The 25,390-nt window shown below is 42.7% G+C and carries 29 protein-coding genes and 1 tRNA gene; 12 read left to right on the forward strand and 18 right to left on the reverse strand.

Features of this window, described 5'->3' with window-relative positions; translation table 11 throughout:
* Positions 1-16: 16 nt before the first annotated feature.
* Together ACXABW_RS04270 and sodB are read right to left on the reverse strand one after the other, a co-directional pair.
* The gene (locus ACXABW_RS04270) at positions 17-538 is read right to left on the reverse strand and encodes a VC2046/SO_2500 family protein (protein ID WP_457524171.1); all 522 of its coding nucleotides are present in this window, start codon (positions 536-538) and stop codon (positions 17-19) included.
* A gap of 122 nt (positions 539-660) precedes the next feature.
* The gene (sodB, locus tag ACXABW_RS04275) at positions 661-1,245 is read right to left on the reverse strand and encodes a superoxide dismutase [Fe] (protein WP_252029959.1); all 585 of its coding nucleotides are present in this window, start codon (positions 1,243-1,245) and stop codon (positions 661-663) included.
* Positions 1,246-1,511: 266 nt separating this feature from the next.
* Between sodB and ACXABW_RS04280 the strand changes: the two genes are divergently transcribed.
* Both ACXABW_RS04280 and ACXABW_RS04285 read left to right on the forward strand, forming a co-directional pair.
* Positions 1,512-1,847 (forward strand): Grx4 family monothiol glutaredoxin, encoded by a 336-nt coding sequence (locus tag ACXABW_RS04280; RefSeq protein WP_252029961.1) that lies wholly within the window; start codon positions 1,512-1,514, stop codon positions 1,845-1,847.
* 95 nt (positions 1,848-1,942) lie between these two features.
* On the forward strand, positions 1,943-3,892 hold the full coding sequence (locus tag ACXABW_RS04285; protein WP_457524173.1) for a DNA topoisomerase III: 1,950 nt from the start codon (positions 1,943-1,945) through the stop codon (positions 3,890-3,892).
* Between the two features lie 33 nt (positions 3,893-3,925).
* On the opposite strand, the gene ACXABW_RS04290 is transcribed toward ACXABW_RS04285, so the two are convergent.
* Entirely contained in the window at positions 3,926-4,609 is a 684-nt protein-coding gene (locus ACXABW_RS04290) for an SDR family oxidoreductase (protein ID WP_457524175.1), read from the reverse strand.
* Positions 4,610-4,930: 321 nt separating this feature from the next.
* Between ACXABW_RS04290 and ACXABW_RS04295 the strand changes: the two genes are divergently transcribed.
* Both ACXABW_RS04295 and ACXABW_RS04300 read left to right on the forward strand, forming a co-directional pair.
* Positions 4,931-5,857 carry a histone deacetylase family protein gene (locus tag ACXABW_RS04295; RefSeq protein ID WP_457524177.1) on the forward strand — a complete coding sequence of 309 codons (927 nt, stop codon included), beginning with the start codon at positions 4,931-4,933 and terminating at the stop codon, positions 5,855-5,857.
* The gene (locus ACXABW_RS04300) at positions 5,854-6,336 is read left to right on the forward strand and encodes an NUDIX domain-containing protein (protein WP_457524179.1); all 483 of its coding nucleotides are present in this window, start codon (positions 5,854-5,856) and stop codon (positions 6,334-6,336) included. The genes ACXABW_RS04295 and ACXABW_RS04300 overlap by 4 nt, the downstream gene beginning before the upstream one ends.
* Before the next feature lie 78 nt (positions 6,337-6,414).
* On the opposite strand, the gene ACXABW_RS04305 is transcribed toward ACXABW_RS04300, so the two are convergent.
* The 7 genes from ACXABW_RS04305 to ACXABW_RS04335 all read right to left on the reverse strand — a co-directional run bounded on the left by ACXABW_RS04305 (position 6,415) and on the right by ACXABW_RS04335 (position 12,413).
* Positions 6,415-7,314 carry a DMT family transporter gene (locus ACXABW_RS04305; RefSeq protein ID WP_457524181.1) on the reverse strand — a complete coding sequence of 300 codons (900 nt, stop codon included), beginning with the start codon at positions 7,312-7,314 and terminating at the stop codon, positions 6,415-6,417.
* An 86-nt stretch (positions 7,315-7,400) separates the two neighbouring features.
* Positions 7,401-7,553 (reverse strand): hypothetical protein, encoded by a 153-nt coding sequence (locus ACXABW_RS04310; protein WP_457524183.1) that lies wholly within the window; start codon positions 7,551-7,553, stop codon positions 7,401-7,403.
* Positions 7,554-7,628: 75 nt separating this feature from the next.
* On the reverse strand, positions 7,629-8,921 hold the full coding sequence (locus ACXABW_RS04315) for a sensor histidine kinase (protein WP_457524185.1): 1,293 nt from the start codon (positions 8,919-8,921) through the stop codon (positions 7,629-7,631).
* Positions 8,918-9,595: a response regulator transcription factor gene (locus tag ACXABW_RS04320; protein ID WP_457524187.1), complete on the reverse strand. Its 678-nt coding sequence runs from the start codon at positions 9,593-9,595 to the stop codon at positions 8,918-8,920. Before ACXABW_RS04320 ends, ACXABW_RS04315 begins: the two co-directional genes overlap by 4 nt.
* The gene (locus ACXABW_RS04325; protein WP_457524188.1) at positions 9,592-10,494 is read right to left on the reverse strand and encodes a sterol desaturase family protein; all 903 of its coding nucleotides are present in this window, start codon (positions 10,492-10,494) and stop codon (positions 9,592-9,594) included. The genes ACXABW_RS04320 and ACXABW_RS04325 overlap by 4 nt, the downstream gene beginning before the upstream one ends.
* A gap of 16 nt (positions 10,495-10,510) precedes the next feature.
* Complete coding sequence (locus ACXABW_RS04330) at positions 10,511-11,038, reverse strand: hypothetical protein (RefSeq protein WP_457524189.1); 528 nt, start codon at positions 11,036-11,038, stop codon at positions 10,511-10,513.
* A gap of 1,105 nt (positions 11,039-12,143) precedes the next feature.
* Positions 12,144-12,413 (reverse strand): hypothetical protein, encoded by a 270-nt coding sequence (locus tag ACXABW_RS04335; RefSeq protein WP_457524191.1) that lies wholly within the window; start codon positions 12,411-12,413, stop codon positions 12,144-12,146.
* 190 nt (positions 12,414-12,603) lie between these two features.
* Here ACXABW_RS04335 and ACXABW_RS04340 point away from each other — a divergent pair, with 190 nt between their 5' ends.
* A complete protein-coding gene (locus tag ACXABW_RS04340) occupies positions 12,604-13,173 on the forward strand; it encodes a recombinase family protein (protein WP_457524193.1) in 570 nt (189 codons plus the stop codon).
* Positions 13,174-13,986: 813 nt separating this feature from the next.
* Here ACXABW_RS04340 and ACXABW_RS04345 read toward each other — a convergent pair.
* A complete protein-coding gene (locus ACXABW_RS04345; protein WP_457524195.1) occupies positions 13,987-14,883 on the reverse strand; it encodes a hypothetical protein in 897 nt (298 codons plus the stop codon).
* 141 nt (positions 14,884-15,024) lie between these two features.
* Between ACXABW_RS04345 and ACXABW_RS04350 the strand changes: the two genes are divergently transcribed.
* The 3 genes from ACXABW_RS04350 to ACXABW_RS04360 all read left to right on the forward strand — a co-directional run bounded on the left by ACXABW_RS04350 (position 15,025) and on the right by ACXABW_RS04360 (position 16,459).
* Entirely contained in the window at positions 15,025-15,774 is a 750-nt protein-coding gene (locus tag ACXABW_RS04350) for a helix-turn-helix domain-containing protein (RefSeq protein WP_457524197.1), read from the forward strand.
* Between the two features lie 113 nt (positions 15,775-15,887).
* Positions 15,888-16,286, forward strand: coding sequence for a hypothetical protein (locus ACXABW_RS04355; protein WP_457524198.1), 399 nt, complete (start codon positions 15,888-15,890; stop codon positions 16,284-16,286).
* Complete coding sequence (locus ACXABW_RS04360) at positions 16,283-16,459, forward strand: hypothetical protein (RefSeq protein ID WP_457524199.1); 177 nt, start codon at positions 16,283-16,285, stop codon at positions 16,457-16,459. Before ACXABW_RS04355 ends, ACXABW_RS04360 begins: the two co-directional genes overlap by 4 nt.
* A 129-nt stretch (positions 16,460-16,588) precedes the next feature.
* Here the strand turns inward: ACXABW_RS04360 and ACXABW_RS04365 are convergent, their stop codons facing one another.
* A complete protein-coding gene (locus ACXABW_RS04365) occupies positions 16,589-17,038 on the reverse strand; it encodes a hypothetical protein (protein WP_457524200.1) in 450 nt (149 codons plus the stop codon).
* Positions 17,039-17,152: 114 nt separating this feature from the next.
* A complete protein-coding gene (locus tag ACXABW_RS04370) occupies positions 17,153-17,464 on the reverse strand; it encodes a hypothetical protein (RefSeq protein WP_457524202.1) in 312 nt (103 codons plus the stop codon).
* A 247-nt stretch (positions 17,465-17,711) separates the two neighbouring features.
* On the opposite strand from ACXABW_RS04370, the gene ACXABW_RS04375 reads away from it, so the two are divergent.
* Positions 17,712-17,924 (forward strand): hypothetical protein, encoded by a 213-nt coding sequence (locus tag ACXABW_RS04375; protein WP_457524203.1) that lies wholly within the window; start codon positions 17,712-17,714, stop codon positions 17,922-17,924.
* A 123-nt stretch (positions 17,925-18,047) separates the two neighbouring features.
* On the forward strand, positions 18,048-18,473 hold the full coding sequence (locus ACXABW_RS04380) for a hypothetical protein (protein WP_457524205.1): 426 nt from the start codon (positions 18,048-18,050) through the stop codon (positions 18,471-18,473).
* A gap of 37 nt (positions 18,474-18,510) precedes the next feature.
* On the opposite strand, the gene ACXABW_RS04385 is transcribed toward ACXABW_RS04380, so the two are convergent.
* From ACXABW_RS04385 to ACXABW_RS04405, 5 genes are all read right to left on the reverse strand, one after another.
* Positions 18,511-18,960 (reverse strand): hypothetical protein, encoded by a 450-nt coding sequence (locus ACXABW_RS04385; RefSeq protein WP_457524207.1) that lies wholly within the window; start codon positions 18,958-18,960, stop codon positions 18,511-18,513.
* A gap of 128 nt (positions 18,961-19,088) precedes the next feature.
* The gene (locus ACXABW_RS04390) at positions 19,089-20,315 is read right to left on the reverse strand and encodes an integrase domain-containing protein (protein WP_457524208.1); all 1,227 of its coding nucleotides are present in this window, start codon (positions 20,313-20,315) and stop codon (positions 19,089-19,091) included.
* A gap of 164 nt (positions 20,316-20,479) precedes the next feature.
* Positions 20,480-20,570 (reverse strand) — tRNA-Ser (locus ACXABW_RS04395).
* A gap of 156 nt (positions 20,571-20,726) precedes the next feature.
* On the reverse strand, positions 20,727-22,535 hold the full coding sequence (locus tag ACXABW_RS04400; RefSeq protein ID WP_265688435.1) for a DUF3413 domain-containing protein: 1,809 nt from the start codon (positions 22,533-22,535) through the stop codon (positions 20,727-20,729).
* A 24-nt stretch (positions 22,536-22,559) separates the two neighbouring features.
* Positions 22,560-22,787, reverse strand: a complete 228-nt coding sequence (locus tag ACXABW_RS04405) for a YejL family protein (protein ID WP_265688436.1) — start codon at positions 22,785-22,787, stop codon at positions 22,560-22,562.
* Positions 22,788-22,872: 85 nt separating this feature from the next.
* On the opposite strand from ACXABW_RS04405, the gene yejK reads away from it, so the two are divergent.
* The gene (gene yejK / locus ACXABW_RS04410; protein ID WP_252029991.1) at positions 22,873-23,871 is read left to right on the forward strand and encodes a nucleoid-associated protein YejK; all 999 of its coding nucleotides are present in this window, start codon (positions 22,873-22,875) and stop codon (positions 23,869-23,871) included.
* 101 nt (positions 23,872-23,972) lie between these two features.
* Positions 23,973-25,247 carry an Hpt domain-containing protein gene (locus ACXABW_RS04415; RefSeq protein ID WP_457524209.1) on the forward strand — a complete coding sequence of 425 codons (1,275 nt, stop codon included), beginning with the start codon at positions 23,973-23,975 and terminating at the stop codon, positions 25,245-25,247.
* The last annotated feature ends 143 nt before the right edge of the window (positions 25,248-25,390 follow it).

The raw sequence follows: 25,390 nt of genomic DNA on the forward strand, positions 1-25,390 counted from the left end.
AAGTGAGACGTAGATCTTATGCCTGAGTTTGTATTTGATAGTTTCGTTGAGCTACGACCAGTTGATTGTAGATGTCAGCGGACATCAAATTCCGCGGCTTAGTTTCGGCCAACTGGCGTCGTTGATGACCCGAAAGGTTGTGGTATACCTCTTCAGGTAAATCAAAGGTTTCTGACGGCAAGTAAGTCAGTGGTTCGGGGGTGAGGTAGTGACTGAGCTTGGCACTAGGTAACCCTGCGGCATGGAACATATTGGCATGCCGAGCTGAAATAGGGTAGGAGGTGGGATCCGAGCGCAGTGGCTGTGGTTCCTGAAGTTCAAAGCGTTGTCTGAGTACAGCATCTGTAATTTCGGGTGGATCTATTTGTTCTACCGGTGTGTTGTCACGAACATCATCCGAAAACATAGATAAGATCAACGCAAAATCAGAGCGACGACCGGCATGAACGGCATGATTGATACCGTTGCCAAATCGCAACTCATTAATGATGGTTGCTTTGTCTAATGTATGAATGGTGTCTACGTTATCGGCGTACATGAAGTCCCTCGCTTGATGCACCTATAACGGCTTAAAGGCGAGAAACTTGAGAGCCTTCAAGAAATAAAGATCAAAAAAAAGCCTGCATAAGCAGGCTTTTAAAATCATTGTAGTAATTTACATTACTTAGCTAGGTTTTCTTCAACGAATGCCCAGTTAACTAGAGCCCAGAAACCGTTCATGTAATCTGGACGAACGTTACGGTAATCGATGTAGTAAGCGTGTTCCCACAGGTCAACAGTTAGAAGTGGAGTAGTCCCTTCTTCTGTTAGTGGTGTCGCTGCGTTAGAAGTGTTAACGATTTCTAGAGAACCGTCAGCTTTCTTAACTAGCCAAGTCCAAGAAGAACCGAAGTTGTTGATTGCAGAATCAGTGAACTTCGCTTTGAACTCTTCGAAAGAACCGAATGCAGCATTGATTGCATCAGCAACTGCACCTGTTGGTTCACCGCCAGCGTTTGGCGCTAGACAGTGCCAGTAGAACGTGTGGTTCCAGATTTGTGCAGCGTTGTTGAATACGCCACCAGTAGAAGTCTTAACGATTTCTTCTAGTGTTTTGCCTTCGAACTCAGTTCCTGGGATAAGACCATTTAGCTTAACAACGTAAGTGTTGTGGTGCTTACCGTGGTGGAAATCTAGAGTTTCTGCTGAGATGTGTGGTTCTAGCGCGTCTTTCGCGTAAGGAAGAGCTGGTAGTTCAAATGCCATTGCTCGATTCTCCATATATATGAAAGGCTTAGCCTTTCGATTGCTTCCGATGTTTTTTGTTATGTGTAGTCGATACGACTGACTTGCGATTCATTTTAGCAAGTTTTTACTTTATTAAAAGAGCTTGCACCCAAATAACTTGTGATCGTTATGTGAAACTGCATCCATTTGACCGCTTTATAACCATACACTTTATGTGCTTTATATTCTCGTCTAATGGTTTAGAATGAAGCAAATCTTTGCAGTACATCCATTAAGAGGAAGAAATGGAAACTATCGACAAAATCAAACAGCAAATTTCAGAAAACTCGATCCTTCTATACATGAAAGGGTCGCCAAAACTACCTAGCTGTGGTTTCTCTTCTCAAGCTTCACAAGCTCTAATGGCATGTGGAGAAAAATTTGCTTACGTAGATATCCTACAAAACCCAGATATCCGTGCTGAGCTACCAGCATACGCTCAATGGCCAACTTTCCCACAACTATGGGTAGAAGGCGAGCTAATTGGCGGTTGTGACATCATTCTAGAAATGTTCCAGAAAGGTGAACTTCAGCCACTAATTAAAGAAGCTGCTGCACGCGTTGAAGGTGATGCAGAGTAATTAACTGTATATTTAAACAGTTTTCTCTTGCCTTATTAGAGCCACATTCGATAATGTGGCTCTAATTATTTGTGCCAAAGAAAATACCATCGCTTATGTCCCGTTTATTCATCGCCGAAAAGCCTAGCCTCGGGCGTGCTATTGCGGCAGCACTGCCAAATCCTCAAAAAAAAGATCAAGGCTTTATCCGTTGCGGTAATGGTGATGTAGTGACATGGTGCATCGGGCATTTATTAGAGCAAGTAGAGCCCGATGCGTATGACGAACGTTATAAAAAGTGGAACTTAGCTGATCTCCCGATAGTTCCTGAGCAATGGCAGCTTAGGCCAAGGAAGTCGGCCAGCAAACAGCTTTCGGTGGTGCGCAAACTATTGAAAGAGTCCTCCCAGATAATCCATGCAGGTGACCCTGATAGAGAAGGTCAGTTGCTGGTGGATGAAGTCATTGATTATTGTAAAGTCTCCAAAACCAAAAAGGAGTCGATTCAACGCTTATTAATCAGCGACTTGAACTTACCAGCCGTCAAGCGTGCACTCTCTCAAATGCGCAGTAATCGAGATTTTATTCCGCTCTCTGTTTCGGCATTGGCGCGCTCTCGCGCCGATTGGCTGTATGGCATGAACATGTCTCGGGCCTATACATTGCTTGGTCAAAAAGCGGGTTATCAAGGCGTACTGTCGGTTGGTCGAGTACAGACACCAGTGTTAGGGCTAGTCGTACGCAGAGATGAAGAAATCGAAAACTTTGTGCCTCGTGATTACTTTACACTTCATGCTCTTATTCCCTATCAGAATGGCAGTGATCAGTTCGATATTCGTGCTCGTTGGAAGCCAAGTGACGCATGCAAGCCGTGGCAAGATGAGGAAGGGCGAGTTCTCAATCGTAAGTTGGTTGAAAATGTGGCTAATCGTATTGCAAATCAGCCAGCTAAAGTGGTGGAATCTGAACAAAAGCAGACTAAGCAAGCTCCGCCATTGCCGTATTCATTATCTGCCCTACAAATTGATGCCGCCAAACGATTTGGTATGAGTGCACAACAGGTTCTTGATACTTGCCAAAGCCTATATGAAAAGCACAAGTTAATCACTTATCCCCGTTCAGACAGCCGTTATTTGCCTAAAGAGCATTATGCTCAAGCGGGAAGTGTGTGTGACGCGATCTCCAATAACGCGAAAGATTTGGCCACAGCAGTGAATGAGTCGGATCTTAGTCTGAAGTCAAAGGCTTGGAACGACAGTAAAGTGGATGCTCACCATGCGATCATCCCAACACCCAAAAAAGCATCGATGAATGCTCTATCAGCCAATGAAATGAAAATTTACCAGCAGATTGCTCGGCAGTATTTAATGCAGTTTTATCCGGCTGCGGTATACGCAGAAGCAAAGCTTGTGTTTGATATCGCGGGAGGAATGTTCATTGCGAAAGGTCGACAGCTTGTTTCGGCTGGTTGGAAAGTGCTGATGGGCAAAACAGATGACGACGATGCTAATGTCGATGCGGTTCCTCCTCTGGAGCAAGGCTCGGTCCTTACCTGCCGAGAAGGTGAAATTAAAGACCGTAAAACCGAACCTCCCAAGCACTTTACTGAGGCGACATTGCTGCAAGCGATGACAGGAATTGCGAGGTTTGTCGAAGACAAAGAACTGAAAAAAATTCTTAAAGAAACGGATGGTCTTGGTACGGAAGCAACAAGAGCAGGTATCTTAGATACCTTATTCAAACGGCAACTGCTTAAACGCCAAGGCAAGACTATTTTGAGCAGTGAGGCAGGCAGAGGTTTGATTCATGCGCTTCCATCAGATTCTACCTTTCCAGACATGACGGCTCATTGGGAGCATCAACTACAAGGGATGGCAGAAAGAAATCAAGCCTACCTACCCTTCATGCAAACCTTACAACAGCGTATCGATAGCTTAATGCAACAAGTCAAAACGGGCCCCATACCGGATTCGCTGCGCTCGTTGCCAAAAGTTGAACGACCGGCGTTTAAACGTAAAAGGAAGCCTTCAACTAAAGGCAGCTATAAAAAGAAATCAGCGAAGTAGATTTTTGTTGTCTTGACAGCAAACTGGGAAAAGCTACCAAGGTATAGACGTACCATCGTAGTTAATGAACTCACCTGAATGGCTTGGGTTAGCTTGGTTAATCACCTTCATTAATCCTGCTGCTGAGGTGGCGGTATCGATTAGCGCATTTGGCCCGCCCATTTCTGTTTGTACCCAACCAGGGTGTAGTGCCAAAACCGTAAACCCTTGCGGGGACAGATCGTTGCTTAAGCTCTTTACTACTGAGTTTAACGCGGCTTTAGAAGAGCGATAAATATAGCCTCCTCCTGAAGTATTCTCTGCCATACTTCCGACTTTAGAAGATAAGCAAGCGACTTTTTTATCATCACTTTTGTCCAAGTTAGCGTGAAAAGCTTCGACCAATTTCAGCGGGGCAATTGCATTAATTTCAAATACCTTTCGCCACTGCTCAACATCGGTATTACCGAATCCATAGCCTTTAGGCCCATAGTAGCCTGCATTATTAATCAGTAGGTCGATGGTGGGTAGAGAAGCAGATAATGAGTTTACCATCGTATAGTCAGTCACATCTAATTGGTGGCAAGTGACAGGATTTTTCTCGGCTAATTCAAGCAGTTCGGTAGCAGTATTTGCTTCCCTGTATGTTGCATGAACATGCCAACCTTGAGACAAATATCCTTTAACCAAGCTCAAGCCGATCCCTCTATTTGCGCCGGTGATAAATACGGTTTTCATATTGGTTCCTAACTCAGAAATTTAGAAACAGTTTGCTAAGCAATCAAGACAAAATCAACTACCCACCAACTGGAAAGCAACATAAATGAAAAGAGAGCCATTGCGCTGAGAGAGCCAACCAGCACACCTAGAATCAAGAAAAAATGAGATTGAGACATACCGCACTTAAATGATATTGATAATTAATATCATTTAAGTGTCTTTTGAATTAAATTACAAGCTTAATATTAAAGAGACCAACGATATTCCCTAACAGGATGATCAGTTTTGGGAGATAACTGGTATAACATAAACAAAGATTGTCACCACATAACGAACACCATGATCCCGCTAATTTATCATCCGATATACTCGGAACTCCCTTTGCCGGAAGGGCATCGATATCCGATTAACAAATATCGTTTATTGTACGACGATGTTGAGAGGTTGCGTCGTGAACATAAGGAGTGGGAGGAAGGTTTCTGTTTTGAGCACCCCGCACCTATTACCACAGATGAGGTCATGCTTACGCATTGCCGTCAGTACATTGCGTCTTTGACCGACGGCACGTTAGCGGCAGCGAAAATGCGAAGAATTGGTTTTCCTTGGAGTACACAACTTATAGAGCGTACTCTTACGTCAGCCGGAGGCACTTGTTTAACCGTTGAACAGGCCATTGAGCATAAGGTAGCGATCCACTTAAGTGGTGGTTACCACCATGCGCATTATGATTTTGGTAGCGGGTTCTGTTTAATCAATGACCTAGTGTTAGCAGCCAAGCGGGCTTTGCAGTTTGAACATATAGATAAAGTCCTAATAGTAGATAGTGATGTCCATCATGGGGATGGAACCGCAACGTTATGTGCCGATGATGATGAGATAATCACCCTCTCATTCCACTGCGATAAGAACTTCCCCGCGAGAAAACCAGATTCAGATTTAGATGTAGCAATGGCAAGGGAAACCGATGATGAACGTTATCTACAGTCATTTACTTCGGTAGTGGAAATGGCCGTTAATCTCCATCAGCCTGACCTGATTTTGTACGATGCGGGCGTCGATATTCATCAAGATGACGAGCTTGGTTATTTCAATGTATCGACTCGAGGGATCTATCAACGAGACAAGTTTATGTTTCAGTTGGCGAAAGACAAACAATTGCCAATTGCCTGTGTGGTTGGAGGGGGGTATCGCACCTCACACCAGGATTTGGTTCCTATTCACTTGAAGCTGCTAGAAGCGGCATTAGACACCAAGGAAGAGTCATGAAGCACCGAATTCGATCTGCGGGTATACTGATCCAAAATCAATCCATATTAATGGTCCGAGTTAAGGACTTTTCGGGGGAATACTGGATTCCACCGGGTGGAGGTATGGAGAAAGGCGATCGCAGTAGTAAAGATGGTTTGAAGAGAGAGTTTCTAGAGGAGACTGGCTTAGAGGTTGAAGTCGGTGAGCTCATTTGTGTTCGGGAGTTTTTAGAGACTCATACTGAGTGCTACCATGCGGAGTTTTTCTACCAAATCACCGCCTTCAGCGGTGAGCCTCATACCGATAATCTAGTCGGATTGAATGACGAGCAGTACATACAGTCGGTAGAATGGATAGCAATTAACGAGCTAGATGGGAAGAGGGTCTACCCAGCCGATTTAAAGAGTAAAGTGATTGGCATGGTTGAGCAAAAAAACTTTTCAACTCACCTTGGCAGTTATGTCCAAGGTGAAGATGAAAAGACCAACTATTTATGAATGTTTTTATCTGGCTACAGTCACAAATGCTCGAGCTGAATCGTTTTAAGTCAACAGCTTGCCAACTCCATGAGCACTTTACTTTGCCGCTGAATGGTTAAATAGCTTAGGCCCAAATACATTGATAAGCGCACCAGCAACAATCAGTGAGCCACCGATGTAAGTCCAAACGGACGGGATCTCATTAAAAATCACCGCGCCTAAAATGGCCGAAAATACGATCTGCACGTAGGAGTAGGCTGATGCTTTGCCCGCGGATTGGGTTTGCATTGCTTTGGTTAGCCCTAACTGGCCTATTTGTGTAAATATGCCCACTAGAATGAGCATTAGCGTGATATAGAGGCTGGGCCATACAAAGTCATTGGCTACCAGCAGAATAGAAGCAGGGAGAGCGACTAAAGGGAAGTAAAAAATAATAACTGAACTGTCTTCGGTTTGGCTGAGCTTTCTTACGATGACATAAGCTATCGAGCTACCAAATGCACCTAATAGAGCGATCATGACGCTGAACATCGGCAGCTCATAGCCCTCCTGATGAGAGATGCTCGGTTGTACTATGACCAGTAAACCAACCAAACAAAGTACGATGCATATCATTGTCGACTTTTGGATGCGTTCTTTGAGAAATAATACGCCTAGCAAAGCGGTAAATACCGGGTGAACGTATTGCAAAATAGTGGCTTCCGCTAAAGGTAAGCTGGTGACAGAGTAATAGACACACATTAGCGCCAATGTACCGACAAGGCCACGTGCAAAGAGCAGCGGTTTATTATTCCCCCAAATCGAAATCTTTTTTCTTTTTACATCAAGGTAGCTAATGATGAGGGATACCAAAGCCCTTGCTGCCACAATTTCGAACACCGGAATACCGTAGTTACTGACGTATTTCACGCAGGCAGACATAAGTGCGAAGCCCAGCGCGGAGATAAGCATAAACTTAACCCCGCTAGGGATAGAAAAAGTGGACTGTGAAGGCATGTCTAGGTTCGGGGGAGAAATGAGTGATTGCCGCACTTTAGCATAATCGCTACGAAATGGGTTATTTAGTCCGCTTTCAAAAATTATTAGCTTCTCCAGCTATTACCAAGTAGTAGTGAAACTGCGACTGAGATGCCTAACGCGATCAAGATATTGGGTAACGAGAAGCCCCAAATAGCGACACAAACTGCAACTGTAACCACTGCCCATAGTGTTGTCTCTAATAACCAAATACCCATACTGGTTCTCCTTATGATTGATGCGACTAGAGTAACGAATAGGTGGTTAACATTTGGTTATCTCGGTATGTAAGCCTAGATGTCAGATGAACATGGCCCGATAAAATGGACACTGACGTTGTAGCGACTGGCTTCTTCAGAATGAGTGAACTGCCAGCCATTGTTTGCACAAATGCGCTCGATTAATAGTAAACCAATACCGAATGAGGGCTCTGGCGAAGTTGAACTTTGATGTTCGGTTGAATTACTGACCGATATTTTATCGCTAGCTAAAGTGATGTGGATATTGCCGTGAGATGAATGTTGGAAAGCATTACGGATAAGGTTAGTGATGACTATCTGAACCAAAGTATGGGGTAGGGGCTTGCTTTGCAGCTTCTCTGGGGAATCGATATGGACGGTTAACTCTTTACCTTCTATCAAATATTGGTGGTTTGAAACGGTATCTAATAGCAGTGCTTCCATATCAAAAGAGTCTAAATCTAATGGCGTACGCTTCTCTCTACTCATCCAGAGTAGAGTGTTTATCAGGTTGTGCATGGTTGTGACTGAACGATTGATCCGAGTAATCGCTCTCTGCCCACCGTTACTGAGAGAAGGAGAGAGGCGAGATAGCATTGCCCCACTAGCTGAAATCGTTGTGACAGGTGTGCGTAACTCATGGCTTGCAGTACGAAGGAAAAACTCTTCCCTCTCTATTGCTGCTTGTTGGTGGCGAACGCTGCTGATTAATTGATTGGCGAGGCGCTGCACCTCCGTGTAGCGAAGCTTTTGTAGTGAACCTGTTTCGTTCAAATTCAGATCTTTACTCCATTGAGACAACTCTAAAATTGGTTTAGTAATTCGGTATACGAGAATGCGGCTGATTAGAAATATACCCAGCAGTAAGAGACCGAGTATTACGAAGGAAGAGTTCAATTGGTCAATAGATTCTGGTGGATGTTGCTCTAGTAAATCTGCATAGATCTTTTCATCGTATTGAGAGACCACATACAGGTATTGAGCTTTACTGGACACATAGTGCTTAGCCGCATAGAGGTAGTGGCCGTATTCATCAGTACTTGGTGATAAATAATTCTCATAGATTTGGTCGTTCGAAAAATTTGCCCAATCAAAAACCTTTTGAAACTTCTCTGGTACATCGTCTAGGTGAGTAAACACTTGAAAAGTGTTGGTCTGGGTAACGGCTCCTGTTTCAACAAACTCTGCTTCAGCCTGTTTTAACTCATAAAGAAAGCCATACTTAGCTGACTCATTGAGCCCGACTTGATAGCTGTGATTGACCATCAAGGCGTAAATAGCGGTTAAAGTGAGTACCATTCCGAATAGATATAGATAAACATCCCGCTTGATACTGACTGGTGTCATTGGTTTTCTTCCCTGAATGCAATCCCAACCCCGTGGACGGTTTGGATCAACTTGGTGTCAAATGGAGCATCGATAGCTTGGCGAAGTTTAAACAAGTGTACTTTTAGGCTATCTGCATTGGGGACATCTTCTCCCCAGACTGCCTCTTCGATTTGAGCCTTGCTGACCACTTTCGGGCTATGCTGCATTAAGCAGACAAGTATTTTCCAGCAGACTGGAGCCAGCTTTATGGTTTGGTTCGCTCTAGAAACAAGGTGTTGTTCCAAATCTACACTGACGTCACTGATACTCAACGAAGTAACTGCCCCTTTTCCGCGCCGAGTAAGTGCTAACATACGGACTTTCAGCTCTTCCATTGCAAATGGCTTAACTAAGTAATCATCAGAACCTACAGAGAATCCAGTGAGCTTATCATCGAGCGTATCTCTTGCGGTGAGCATCAACACAGGAGTATTTATCCCTTTTTCTCTGAGCTGTTTACAGAAGCGAAACCCATCCATTTTGGGCATGTTAACGTCGGTCAAGATGATATCGTAGGATTGAGACAGTGCGAGAGTGAGCCCTGCCGAACCATTGTAAGCAAAATCGAATTCGAACCCATCCAGTTCCATGTAATCACTGATGGCTTCGGCAAGATCTTTGTCATCTTCAATGAGCAGGGCATTGATTTTCATCGCTGTGCTTGTTCCTTCATCTGTTTTTGCTGCCAAGCCCAAATAGGGGGCTTAATCAGTAGCTGTAAGCGATACTTCCAACTGGGTGCATGCCATATCTGTTTTAGTAGCCTGCCATACCCATGAAAGTACACTTTAATCGGATTAACCGAATTAACGTGAGGGTATATTCCATATTTAACCGATTCTTCTTCCTTTGCAAAAGTACCAAACATTCGGTCCCAAATAATCAAGATGCCCGCATAGTTTTTATCGAGGTATTGCTTATTGGTTGCATGATGGACTCTATGATGTGACGGTGTGTTAAATATTGCCTCTATGGGTCTAGGCATTTTTTTTACCGCCTCTGTGTGGAGCAGCGTCTGATAGAGTTGAACGAAGGTCTCGCACATCAAAACGACGAAAGGGTTAAAACCAAGTAGCACCAATGGGATATGGAAGAAGAATGGGAAGAACCAATCGAGTGGGCCAAATCGGTACGCCACTGAAATATTAAAGTAAGGTGAGCTGTGGTGTACGGAATGTGTTCCCCATGCAAACCCGTTGCTGTGTAAAAAACGATGCTCCCAGTAATACGCTAAGTCAGCCAGTACCAAGCAACCCAATATAGTCCAGCCGGTTATCGGCAGTTGAGTAACGCTAAAGTATTCGTACGCAAAGATAAATGCTCCAACATAAGCCAAACCAATGGCGAATACCGTCGCAAGTAGGAACAACAACGTAACGAAGTTGGTTGCGCTGTCGCCGACCATGTTCCAGCTTAGTTTCTTCTTAATAGCGTAGCGGACAAGCTCAAACACAAAAACAGCTAGGGCGATAAGTACAAAGTTATCGTCTACCCAAGTTTCGGTAAAAATGATGGTACTCTCGGTGAACACTTGAGACATAAAATCAAACATGACTGTTTCCTCAAAGCTATTGTTCATAGTAGACGCTTACTTCACTACTGTCCGGTAAGCCGTGCTGATTGAGATAATGAACTTCCACCACTGCTGAAATTGGTTGATGGAAGTCGATTTGATGCCAAGCTTGTTCCAACACTGAAGCTGAGTGTTGTCCTTTGGGGAGCAAAACCTGACGAGTAGAATCAACGGATAACTGAACAGAAAGTGATTGTTTAGTATCTTGAGCGTAGCCAATGGTGACTTTCGTGTGGGTGAAGCTTTTATCTATTTGCTGGTATATGACCATCAGTGTATTTACGTCGCTAGGGATAGTGGGGCTGTCGGTATAAAACTGATGCCACAATGCTGGTAACTCTTGTAAATGAATGGTTTTACTGACTCCCGTAACAGAGTCTGGTTTTTCGTTATTGAGAGATGAGGTGAGGCTGTTCAAAGCGGTTGCCGGCGCAGGTTCCGCAGTCGCTGGCTGTAGGGTTACAGCGCTCCATATCACACCAGTAATAAGTATGGTTGTAGTTATTGAGGCAAGTAGTTTCATGCTTCCTCCCTGAACGGTGAGTGATGTTTGTTCAGGAAAGAGGATAATAGACTAGGGGTTAACAAAAGGTTATCAAAGACGTTAATCCACTAGGCAGTTGAATCAAGGAGTACGGCTTATCTCGGGTAAACCGTTCAAGTTATCAAATACAAAAAACTCCACGAGCTACTTAGTGGGCTTTTAAATGTGGCGGAGTGCTGGGCTTGCATTCAAGGAGGGATTTGGGCAAATCCCGTTTAATCCTTTGAAATAAGAAAAGGCCCACTAATTTCTTAGCGGGCCTTTCTAAATGTGGCGGAGTGCTAGGCTTGTATTCAAGGAGGGATTTGGGCAAATCCCGATTAATCCTTTGAAATACGAAAAAGCCCACTAATTTCTTAGCGGGCTTTTTCTAAATGTGGCGGAGAGATAGGGATTTGAACCAAACGCTCTCAAGGTACTGTTTTAATTGACCAAATGATTAGATTTAGCCTTTGACATAACAGTGATGTACCCATATGTGTACCTAAACAGATAATCATTAGATACATTGCTTGTCACATAGGTATCGTACACTCGAATAACAACGTTAATTCTCTTTGAGAACATCGATGACAATATGCAAAAAGTTAGATAAAGTATAGGTCCCTATGGTGCTCACAACACCATAGGGACCTAGGAGATCATTATAAGTAATGATCATAGCGGACTACTACTTATAGTCCAACATAACACAAAAGGATAAAGCCAATGTGTAATGAATCTTTTCAAAAAGAAGTTGAAAGAAAACTTAAGACTCTTGAAAAAAGGTGCTCCAAGCTTGAGCGTCAAGTATCAATGTTAAATGATCAAAGAAACGGAAAGACTCTTAAGGAAATTGGTAACAAATGGAAAGTTACACCTTCCAGAGTGCACCAAATCTTAAAAGATGATCGGCTTCATTAACAAATATGCAACTATCCACATAATATATAGGAGTACTGTTATGAATTAATATCTATAGCGACAGTTACGCTACAAAAACAAACTAAGTAGCTGTTTTAATAAATATTTAAAAGGAAAATACAAAATGTACAAACAAGTACAGCGTGACTAAAAGCCTTGCTGACAATGCAAGGCTTTTATTTTAGTGAAGGTTATCTGCTGGCTGAATCTTAAAAGCTTTGATCCCTTCTTCGTTAATCGTCTTTAGCGCTTCATCAAAAGCCGCTTGGTCGCTTTCAAACTCTTCATCCCATACCGTGGATGTACCGCACTCAGCAACGACTTCTAGAATCCAACGTCCAGACGTATCCCCTTCGTAAATCTCGATACTTAACAACTCATCATCTACAACCAACTCCTTATTCAAAGGAAAGTACTTCATTTCAATATCGTCTATCTCAATCAAACTCATGGCTATCTGTCCCGTAGGGTTAAAAGGTCAATATACCGCTTACCTCATGACATAGGTAGCAACAAACACCCGGTTCTGGTCACAGTTCTTTCACAGAAATATTTAGTGTCAAAAAATACTTAGCGATTTACTAATACCCCTCTTTATATGAAACCACCTTATTGAACACACACTAAAAGAGGACTAAATCATGAGTCGTACATTCTCATACTGTCGCGTATCGACCACAGAACAAACCGTTGAAAACCAAATCAGAACCATTGAAGAAGCAGGGCATGACATACCAGATTACAGAGTAGTCAGCGAAACCGTGAGTGGCTCAGTCGAAGCCATGAAGAGAAAAGAGTTTAAGAATCTAGTCGATCACAAACTCGAACCAGGCGACACGCTGGTAGTTTCCAAGCTGGATCGCCTAGGCCGTGACAACATCGATGTACAAAACACCGTCTCTAACCTATCAGAACGCGGTGTAAAGCTTGTGTGCTTAGACTTGCCTATACCTGATCTATCTAGCTCAGAAGGCAAACTCATGCTGCAGATGGTTAGCTCATTCGCAGAGTTTGAACGTAACCGTATTCGAGAGCGTACACAGGACGGCTTGAGACGTGCGAAGAAGGAAGGAAAGAAGCTAGGCAGACCAAAGGCCATAAAAACGACTGATAGCGTTCAGAAGCTTAGAGAACAAGGGTTTAGTCAAAGCGCCGCAGCTAAAGAACTCGGCTGCTCGCTATCCACAATCAAGCGCAACTGGAATTGCTGACATTGCTCAGAGTGTGGGATAAAATAGAACCTCTGGTGCTCGCAACACCAGAGGTTCATAGGTGGCCACTAATGGCCTTAACTCTCAAATCATTCATAGGAGTAAAATCATGAGAGGAATGGAAGAGGATGATTGCGTATGCGATCCATGTGAAGGTTGCACCTGCGATACAACAGGAACCATCACTAATAAATATGGTGAAAAATTCAACCGAGAAGGAGATTACATAGGGCTAGACCCAACATGGCTTGACAATTAGTAGCACTTTAGCAGTTACACCATAACTACAAATTTAGTAACTGTTGCTTTTTTATTTAAAATGATACGTACTGTATCATTCAGATTATGTTCTTTAAAAAAGAACAATAATTTAAAAGGAAAATATAAGATGTTCAGTTCTATGAACGATAACTAAAAGCCTACGTGCTAACGTAGGCTTTTTATTTCCCTACATATAATAGTACTTTCTATGTACTGATTAACTCCATCTCACTGTGTGGGTTCCTTTCTGCTATTAGGAGTTTTCCCCTTTTCCCACATTGGGTAAATCGTTTCTCTCACTTAAAAACGACCCGCTTTGTGGGATCGCTAACGTATCCCCCGCGTAACTCAATTCACAATCCCGTCCTAAATTCAAATGCGTTTTTAACGCACTACACACTTGAATCACCACCGGCCTTACCACCGATTTATCAATGTCCGGCACCGACAATAAATATCCAGGCATTATTATTAACTCCTAATAGCAGAAAGGAACCCACACAATAAAACTCAATGGACAGAAAGCCCATTGAGCGACATAGTTTTTTGTTATTACGCTATTCTCGTTAATGGTGGATAGTGGGTGGGTTGTGCGTTTAAATGCTCATTGAAATCAGCTCTAGGGTGTCTAAATCCGTATTTTTGACAGAAAGAAACATAGTTTGTCTGTTGTGGAAGCTCTTCGGGTGGTACACCCATCATAGATTCAATCGCCTCACGCATGATCGTGTGATTACGTTCATTAGTAGCATTAAGCTGCTCAGTTGAAACTTGATGATTATTTCTGGTCATGTAGTGGTTGTTGGCATTCATTGCCATAGTTTTACCATTGACTATCTGGTTGTGAGCAACATCTACAATAGGTTGCCCATCAGGAACAGATAAGACGTCCCACGCATTTTCACTCCCAAATAGAGCACGATTAGAATCGTGTTCAAATTGCGAATGGTTTATCTGATGGGCTTGATTCATTGGTTGTTGATTATGAAGATCTAGATTGCGGGTTTGGTGCTTGTATTCTTCTTTATAATTTTGACGATTAATCCAGCGAGAATAATGTTCAATCACCCACTGTTCACCGATATTAGGATTGAAGTAATCTAATAACATATTAACCCGGCGGTAAAATTCGTCCCTGTCCTGCATGACAATGGACTGAACAAACTGTCCCTTTAAATCCGTAAATATTTGGCACAGTGCGGTATAGCTTAACTCTGCACCATACGAGAACGCACCAGAATACCCTCTCTCTGCCATCTCACGATTATCATAGTTGGTAACCAACATGGTCCATTCACTCGCAGTAATGGGGATGTTCAAATTGTCACTCAGTAACTCGTAGATAAACTCTTTACGCCACATGAGACTAGAATCTTCCGTGTGTCCGTATTGTGGGTGCGGTATTTTAGTCATAGCTTCACCAATTTTGTTAATGATAAATTGGTCCATATCTACTTCCTTGTTTAATTCAGAAAACCTTATCTTACGGAATATGAAGGATAGATACGACCTCTCATATTGAAGCCCTGACTTGTACTCACACTTGATTAAACAGCTATCATTAGAGCTTTAATTCCTGAATGTAATTAAATGAAAGTTGTTATAAATCAATTCAGTACTGAGTCAGTAGCGATACTGCACTCAGACGGGGGTTATACCGCGTTTTCTATCAAATACTCACTGATAGCAAAGCCGTTTGAAGCGCGTCCGTATCGAGAGAAGGACGTTTTCAAAACGGTCAGGAATGCGATTGGTATCGATGAAACGCCGTCTAAGTGGGATGTGGTATTGCCACAATCGCCACTGAATAGTTCGTTGCGTATTTGGCGAAAGGAAAGCGTAGAACGCTTGATGGGCTCAGCTACAGCGAACGCTAACGTGCGGGAGTACTTTAGTGGTTTACCGTTGCGTTTGGACTATCGATTGAATTTGATTAAGATCGCTACATTTGTCGCACTGCAGTTAAACTGGCGTTTAGATTGTGCGTTCTACAGTGAAAAAGAGATTGCGGCGTTAACTTCGACGTCGCAGGAGAATGTATCTCGTTGCTTGAGTGAAATGAAGGCAAGGGGATTACTGGAAGTCGTCACCTGTCGTAGTCAGTACCAGGGCGGGAAAGTCCTGGGCTCTTACGTAAAGGTTACGAATGAATTTAAATCGTTATTTTTAAACGGTATAGAGTGGCTTGATAGTGAGCCACTTTACCCTTATACAGAATCGGATTACTTGAAACATTTGCATGAAATCGAACGTGTAGGACGTGAGTTACAGAGCTTGATTCAACGTCAATACTACCCTGAGCGTGTGATTAATCACGCTTACTTTTTGCTCACTTATTAGGGTGGGTGGGGATCAGGGAGCCACTTTCGTAAAAGTAGAAATAGCCCTATAAATCACTTGTGAAATCAGGTGAGTATGGTAAAAGTTTCTTATCTATATAAGGGATTAATTTCATGAGTATTTGTAAATTCAACGTAGATAACTTTACGTATAATATTGAAAGTAACTTAGAGGCAATGGGGCTACCTGTCCCTAAAACTATATTTGGTAGTGTCACTACAATGTCAGGAGCATTAGCAAGTATTGATGTAGCTTTAATGACAAAAGCCCACGACGTCCCACTATCTGCAATATCTAAAGGGGCTAGACTAGGTACAAAGGGAGCAGGTCTATACTCTGCATATTACGCTGGAGCTATTATTGGATCTGCGCTCATGGCTTCAAAAAGAGCAACTTCGTGCAGCTCAGAAGAATTAAAGAAAGCATTTCAAGAACTAGGTTTGCCCTCATGGGCTGCTGATGACGCTCTGAGACAACAGAAAGGACACGAGTTACTAAGGAAGCAAGGATGAGCTGGATAAAAGATAGACTTTTACTACTTATTGTTTCGATCATAGTTGCGCTTGGAGCGCACTTTTTCTGGAGCTCTTTAGGTGAGTATGCGTTTACAGTATTTCCTTTAATTGTCCTCTTTGCTCTTTTGATTGAGCGGCCTTGGCTCAAGAAAAAACGCAGTGAAAAGTAATATCAAAAAATTATAGGTCTATATTACTTAGGTGTACTACTCAATGAATCTTATTCGGTGGTACTAGAAATCTACAAGACCGTAGAGAAATATGGAGATAGCGTTAACTATCTCCATAGGATTAAATGATTAGTTCAGCAATAAAACTCCCTCGTTGTACATAGCAAGCTCAGGCTGTCTTTTCTTGAATAGCTTTGTAACAAGCCATCCAATACCGAAGCCTAAGACTGCACCCACCGTGGTAATTACTGCTACACCAACCTTAACACTGATGCCGAAACCAATTGCCTTTAATGATGCGTCAACTAAAGGTTGACCATTTAAAGTAATAATTTCAGTACCAGTACCCGCTAGACCTAACAAACCTTTCTTACCTAGATAGGCGGCAATAGGCCCCGCGAAAACAAAAAATATCCAACCAGTTCCTATAGCAGCAATCGCAAGCGCTGTTTTAGGGTTCTCCTTGGCCTTCTCTTTAGCAAAGCTAAAGAGAGCCTTAGCGGTTTTGTAAACAGCTTTAGCTGCGTATTTCACTGCTTGTACAGTAGTTAGGTAAGCTTCTTTGAGCCAAGTAAACATTTAATGTTCTCCATATCAGTTAATAAAATGAGAGTGTGTCAAATTAGTAACTGTATGAAATTCCATTAGTTTGCCCTTTGCTTTTTAGGACCTGATACGTATCGGGTTTATAGATTACGCAACAAGTCCTAAGGGCTTTCCCTCAAGCCACCTGTAGGTGTTCTTTACCTCAGAAGACGTAATGGCTGCAAGATTGAACCGTGGTTGTGGCCACGGTACAAACTTGGCAAGCAATTGAAAGCCCCAATAAGCAATCTGCTTTACTGCAGTGGCGAGTTGTTTTGCTGTCTGAGCAATAGACTCCACCAAATCATTCAATGAGATTCCAGGCTCATCTACTCGACTAGGAGGTTCTTTACCTGACGAAAATAACTTTTTCGCCCAAATAGTGGCTTTAGTCATGACTGACTTTAACCAATTGAACATAAGCTTTTCCTTATTAAATTGTTAAACACTCGATAGAGTCTTGCCGGACTCTATCACTCTCGACACCTTCAGAGTCCGGCAAGACTCTGGAAGTATACCTACCCCTTCTGGGGTTCTGGGGTTCTGGGGTTCTGGGGTTCTGGGGTTCTGGGGTTCTGGGGTAAAATAGTTGCAACCATATGCAACAATGTCAACACTTTAATTGTCAAATGTGCACCAATGCCCATAGGTTAAGGAAACGTAACACATGGAGAATGAAACTGACAAGATCACACTCACTGCAGATCAATTAGTCGCTCTACTGGAAGGTCGAGCGAAGAGAAATCAAATTGATGAGCTATTCAGCCGTAAGGAGTTAAACGACAAGATAAACCGCATCCAGTCTGACTTAAGTTCAGAAATTGAAGAGTTAAAAAGTAAACTGGACCAACTTACCCAGGACGCTCTAAAGCGGCCTTAGTTAACGTTGGATACATTGGTTACTTTTGATATGATTAGAGGGTGGCTAGGTTCGCTACCGAACGTCTAGTGCCTCGACCTAGGCTGCCACACTTAACTTATCGTCGAGAATATCGAGGTATTTATGTCAGAACATAACAACGACCAAATAACACAGAAAGACTTACTCAAGCTGTTGTTTGACCAGGCGCAACACAATGCCACCCGCGAAGAAGTCCAAGCGGTTCAAGAAGAAATCAAAGAGACTAACAAACGATTTGATGGCTTAGCGACACGTGAAGACTTACTGACAGTTGAGAACAAACTCCAGTCTGTTGAACACAAACTGGACTCTAAAATAGATTCCAGTATTGATTCGCTACGTAAAGAAATGAAAGAAGATAACCAATCTTTACGCACCGAGTTAAAAGGCGACATGAAGTCGCTAGAGAAACGTTTAGATAGACAAGATGCGCAAATAGCTAAGCTAGACAATCGTCTTTGGTGGATAGCTGGCCTAATCGTAGCGCTAGCGTTTAAGTCTGAAATATTCGCCTTGTTTCAAGGCTAAATAAAAAAAGAGAGAGCAAACAAGCCCTCTCTTTTTTTTACAAAAAATGTGAATTAGCAGTGTCAACACTAACAGATTTATCAATCCATTCAATAAGGCAATTAGATGCTTCATCTAAAGAAAACCATTTACTTAAATCTCGGTCTAAACGGTCATCTGCAGAATCAAACAACAAAAAGACAGGCTCACCATCCTTTCGACCAATATACATTGGGTAATAAGTAATATTACTTCTGTCAGAGATTTTCACGTTAAACCAGAATTTAACAAAGCCATGCTCATCAATATCAGGATAGTGTAGAAATTCATCCACTTTTCCAACTGGAGAAAGGAACAACGGAAAAGGATGTTTAACGACTTCATCACCCCAAGCTTTAAAACAAACATCCTCGCAGCCTAATTTTTGTTTAGTAACATCTAATAGCTCATTCGCATGGTCGACCAACCAACGCCTAAGATCCAGAACCCCTTCACTTTGAACTTTCAACTTCTGTAGCAGCTCCTCGTACGTAACCATAGACACCTCTCAAATAAACACTACCCAATAAATCCAGTATGCTATCACATGCACTTTGTTGTTCAAAGTTCAATCAAAAATAAAAAGGAACATTTAAGCTAAACGGAATAAGCTTCATTAAACTGGGTTGAATCATCAATGTGGTCACTCCACCACTGCATCATTTCTCGTCGTTGCTCAACATACTGAGTACGATTGTACGCTGCTCTCACTTTATCCTTATCCGCATGGGCTAAAGCTGCTTCTACTAGGTCCCCGGTGAATTGAGATTGTTCATTCAACGTCGTACTAGCGAGTGAACGCAATCCATGAGATACCAATCGTCCCTTAAAACCCATACGCTTTAGCGCCATATTTACGCTTGCGTTACAGCATGGACGTGATCCATCTTTATGGGAAGCAAAGATAAACTCACTGACACCATGCCCACTAATCGCTTTCATTTCATTGAGTAAAGCTAGCATCTGCGTTGATAAAGGAACGCAATGCTCGCGCTTTTTTTTCATTCTTTTTGCAGGGATACGCCATAACTTTTTAGCCCAATCAATTTCATCCCATCTTGCTCCTGCTGCTTCAGAGGGGCGAACCATGGTATGAAGTTGCCATAATATCAAACAACGGGTTGTGCTAAAGATACGAGCCCGTGATAGGGCAAACATAAGCTCTGGTAACGCTTCTGGCGGCAACGTTTTCATGTGTATTGCTTGTGGCTTTTTGAAAGCGTCTTTTATGTCAGTTAAACAGTTAACTTCAATATAGCCAGTGTTTTTAGCAAATTTCATGATCTCATTCAGACGCTGGCAAGCACGGCGTAGTACTTCTAGCCTACCTTTACGCTCTAATGGTTTGAGTGTCTGAATAACAAGCTGCGGTGTCAGCTCTGAGATAGGTATATTGCCTAACTCTGGTAAAAGGTGAATCTCTAGAGAACGATAGATATCATCAGCGTGATCACTAGAAACACTACTTTTTTTCACGTCTAGCCAACTTTCAGCCACTTTACCTAATGTCATGTTTAAGCGCATTTTTTCTTGTAATGCTTGCTTATCCTTGTGAGTTTTAGGATCGATACCTTGCTCTATGAGTTCACGTGCTCCGCGAGTTTTTTCTCGCGCTATCTTTAGAGAAGTCGTTGGATAAGTACCTAACGTAAAATTGATACGCTTGGATAATATTGGATGAGTATAATTTAGTAACCATGTTTTTGTGCCGTTCGGCTTCACTCTGAGGCGAAGGCCATTTCCATCAGAAAGAATGTATTCCTTACTTTTTGGCTTAGCATTTTTAATTTGTGTTTCCGTAAGAGGCTTTACTTGTTTTGCCATGATGGTACACCGTTAAATTGAACATACGGACAATGTACCCAAGGGTGTACCTAAAATGCTACGCTATTAAGCTAGGAAACAAGCCATAAAACGACGTAACATTTTATAATTCAAGATTTTAGGTACAAAAAAAAGACGCCCTAAGGCGTCTTTCTTCATGTGTTTGGCGGAGAGATAGGGATTTGAACCCTAGATACGCTATTAACGTATGCCGGTTTTCAAGACCGGTGCTTTCAACCACTCAGCCATCTCTCCGTTGTTGAGGCGCATAATATAGGGCTTGGAAAACCTTGTAAAGTCCTTAAATGACTGTTTGCTGTTTTTCTATGCGCTTTTCAAAGATAACGCTCTTTTTTCAATCCATTAGATACAAAATAAGCACTCAATGAGTGCTTATTTTTAGAGTTGCCGCTAGTTAGAATGGGTGCTCTTTACATAAAAGCGCTGCAGTTCTGTTAAGCCCTGCATCAAGACTGGTAGTTTAGGGTTTTCTTCTTTCAAGCGGTTGTAGTCTTTATCGTAAAGTTTGAAGTTACCAAACTTATCTATCACAGTTGTACGATCTGCGGTAATAAGTGCAAGCTCTCGAGAATCGCCGGCCAAAATCCAGCGGCGTTTGCGTTCACTAAATAAGTTACGGCCACTACTAAAGTCAGTTGGATTTGATGAGACGCCCAATAGATCTTGAAGTAGGGTGACAGATAAATCTAGGTGACTCGATCTGTGGGTGTAAGTCGCAGCCAACTTACCTGGCCAATGAATAACCATAGGAACTTGAAGCTGGTAACGACTATAGTTGGAGTTTGAACCCCAGCTATTAGTATTAGTTTCATTGAACTCAGTGCCGTGATTAGAAGTAATGATTACTACGGTGTTATTGTCGAGTTCAAGTGCTTCTAGTTGCTGATAGAGCTTAGCAAGTTCAGCATCAACTTGTTTGACCGATTCTGCGTAGCTAGCGCGCAAAATATCGTTGGCAGAGCCTTGAGCACTGCTGTAGTCGCTGAAGTTATCTACCGTGGTGAGCTCAATGTAGCTAAACCAAGGTTTCTTTGCGCCATCATTGACCCATGCACTCCAAGCATCAATTGCCTGACCATCGGCCGACTCTTTGCTATCGAATGCAATACCAGTGAACTGCAGGCCACGGAAAATGGTTTCTGCGTAAAGATCATCCGAGAAGTTATCGCCACTGAATAGCCCGAATTCATAGCCTTTGTCAGCTAGAGTTGTCATTAACAACGGCAATGTGCCTTGAGATTTAATGCTACCTGCATAACTACTTGGAAGCCCGTAGAACAGGCCAAATGTACCAAAGGCATCGTTGCTTGAGCTGTAATGATTGGTGAAGTTCAGGTTCTGTTCGGCATAAGCGTTGGTTGCTGGCATTGCCTCAGCATTGAGGGCGTCACCGCGCAGATTGTTTACACTAACCATCAAGATATTCAAATTGCCAGCACGGCGATCGAATGTAATTTCTTCTAGCGGGTAACGAACTAAATCGTTGTTGCCTTCGTTTTCTTTCAGGCGCTTCAAGTATTCTTCGCGATCCAGTAAGCCATGCTTTTCCATAAAGGATTTTGCTGTCATAGGGTAAGACAGCGGGAAATTTGCTTTCTGGTTCGTTACCGGGTTGTAGAAATACGCGTCCGACCAAACGTAAATTAAGTGGCTGGTAATAAAGCTGACGAAAAATACCGCAGCAATTGGGCGACCGACGTGTTTGTGAGAAAGTTTACGTTGCTTGCGCCATACCCATTCAGACAACCCCAGTTGAAGCAAAAAGATCAAAGGCAGAACAATGAAAAGGTGCTGTAAGTCGGCGCTGAGTGCGCTGTCTTCGGTGCTAAATAGAAGCTCCCACACTACAGGGTTTAAGTGTAGGTTAATCGACTGGTAAGCTTGGGTATCAACCAGAAGTAGGGTTAGACCAACGGTCGCGAAGCAGACCGATACCAAACGAAATAGCTTACGTGACGGTATTAAAAACGTCAGTGGGAATAAGATAAGTAGATAGAGGGCGAATACAAGGAAGCCAAAGTGGCCAATCCAAGAAACTGCTAGGTAAAATTGACCCAGCAGTGTCTCCGGCCAAGGAGACTGGACGATGTATCGCGTTCCGATTAACAGTGCAGCAATAATGTTGAAGAAAGCAAACCAATGCCCCCAACCCACTAAGCGTGATACGCGATCGCCGTATGTATTTCCGCTATCTACCATTTATCTTTTTGTAATCCGTTTTTATTAGTGTGTTGTATTGTCTTCAATAGAAGAAATTAACGCTTGAGCAAATTTTTCAGCAATTGCTTTGCGTTGTGAAGCAGCAACATTTTGATTTAAGACATTGGTTGCGATATTTCCCGCAATCATCAGTGATAGCTCAGGCGTTGCTCCGTGTTTTTCTAAAACGGCAGCTACTTCTGCAAGGATGTTTTCAACTTGGTCGTCACTGTATTTAGATGTAATCGGCATAAATACTCTATAGATGATAGTAAAAGCGGCTTATGATAACCTACTATGCCTTACAACTGAAACCTAGAACGACGATAAATTCATTATGAGTCTTCATCTTTCCAATGTCATTTTACATCAGCTGTCTAAAAACGATCAGGACGAGCTGGTGGTAAATTTCCGTGCTGAATCATTAGCTAATGATGCATCGAGCGAAAATCTTGTGGCAGAGCTGCATCGTGTTTTTAATTCCAAAGCTGGAAAAGGCTTTGGTGCTTTTAAGTCTGACAGCGATTTTCAGATCTGGTTGCAAGAGTTTCGTAAAAATGAACGATCTTTCAACGACTTCTCACAAGACAGTGCAAACCGCCTCAAAGAAGAATTGGCGAAGTACCCATTTGCCGATGAAGGCATTTTGGTGATTGCAGAATACCAAGCGTTAGCAACGGATTATCTGTTCATTGCTTTGCTGCCATCAAATCAAAGCCTTAAAGTCACAGAAGGGTTGGATATTAGCGCGACTGACTATTTGGATATCAATAAGATGGACATCGCAGCTCGTATTGATCTGTCTAGTTACGAGACAGACAAAGAATCTAATCGTTACTTGGCGTACATCAAAGGGCGTGTGGGCCGAAAAGTTGCCGATTTCTTCTTGGATTTCTTACAAGCTGAAGTCGGGCTTGACACTAAGCAGCAAAACCAAGTGTTAATGCAGGCCGTGCAAGATTTTTGTAGCGATTCAAAACTCGAAAAAGATGAAGCTACCAACTACAAAAAACAAGTTTATGACTACTGCAATGAGCAGATTAAAGCTGGTGAGGAAGTTCAAGTTCAGGAGTTATCGGGCGAACTGCCTGCAAGCTCGGACGGCACAAGCTTCTTAGATTATACCAAGGAGCAAGGCTATGAGTTGGAAGAAAGCTTCCCTGCAGATCGTTCAACCATGCGTAAGCTAACTAAGTACGTTGGTGCTGGTGGTGGTTTGAACGTGAGTTTCGATAGTTTGCTACTGGGTGAGCGTATTTTTTACGATCCTGAAACGGATACGCTAACGATTAAAGGGACACCGCCTAATTTGCGTGATCAACTTACAAGAAATTAATCAAATTTGAGAGAGCCATGGCTCTCTCTTTTTGTATTTGTGCTCAATGGGTCATAACATGTAGAGAGAAGGAAAAAAGGACTTTTCAAAAGGTTAGCGATATGTCGAAGGAATCGGTTAAGAACAAATACAAGCTCCTGGCAGTGATTTTCGGCCTGTGGTTGGCTGTGGTAATAGGAACCATCATGATGGTTCGCACCACAATGGCAACGCTGGAAACCATTGAAGAATTAGGTAATGGTGTCGAGGAGCTTAGAAGTGAGCTGTATTTTGATTCTCCGTTTCGTATTCAGCATGCCGACGACATTTCATTGAAAATTCAACTCATCTACTCGCTGCGCTTGCAGCTGGAAGCTAACGACAAAGGAAGTTGGTTCCAACCTGATATTAACCAACTGCTCTTCACGACGGACCGATTCTTAGATTTGGTAAGGCAGTTTGTTGATACTGAAGTTGAAGTGGTCAACTTAGTGAACAGTTTGCAACAAGTGCGTGAGAACTACACTGATCAGCCTGAAGTGAGTGCGCTCTATTACCAACTAAGCGCAAGAGTGTTCGAAGCTATGTTCAGTGACTCTGCGAACAGCCCTAAGGTGTACCGCTCGCTCGACCAACTTTTCATTACTTCCCAACAGTTACCCAATGAAGATAGGGAAAGACTACAGCAATTGCTTGCTCAAACGTCTTCTGTACTGGGTGGTTATGCGAAAGGTAGCTATTTAGTTGAAAAGTTACTCAGTCACTCGCTGAACTATCAGGTTTATCAGATGGAAGAGGCGTACCATCACTCCATTTCTCGCAGTGGACTTTTCCTAGTGACATTAAGTGGTTTTACGTTGTTGTTGGTTGCATTCATCGCTGTTCGCACTGAAGACTCAGAGGCAGAGCAAATCGTGATGCAGGCCGAACTTGCAACCGTAAACGAAGTAAAAGAGCCCGTGAAAGTTACTGTAGAGCAGCCAGCTCCTGAAGTAGTGAAGCCAGTTGAAGTGTTACAGCCTGAACCAAAACCTGAACCGAAGCCCGTCGAAGCCAATTTGGCGACCGTTGATATCGACCACATGTTGAATTCGCTGAACGGAGATACCGAGTCAGTGAAGTTGCTTCTAGAGGTATTCATTCAGGATCATCAAGATGACGCCAATCAGCTACCAGGCTTACTAGACTCAGATAAAACGTTGGCGATGCGCAAAGCGCACAGTCTGAAAGGCGTCGCGGGTAACTTAGGTGCGATGACCTTACGCGACATTGCGACTCAGATAGAAGCAGACATCAAGAATGATGTTGACGTGGCGCCAGAGAAACTGCAGCAACTTAAGGAAAACTTGGCGTCGGCGGTTGAGAGCGCTCAAGTGTATCTTAAAAGTAAGACATAATTGATTTACCGTAATACATGATATTCCTCTGACTTTAAAATCGGATACTAGATAATTGATACCTAAATGACATCAAGATACTGATTTAAGAAACAATTGCTGTTGAATAAACTTGGAAAACGTTTTATTTCCTAAAGCCCTAA

Source organism: Vibrio paucivorans (assembly GCF_054053395.1).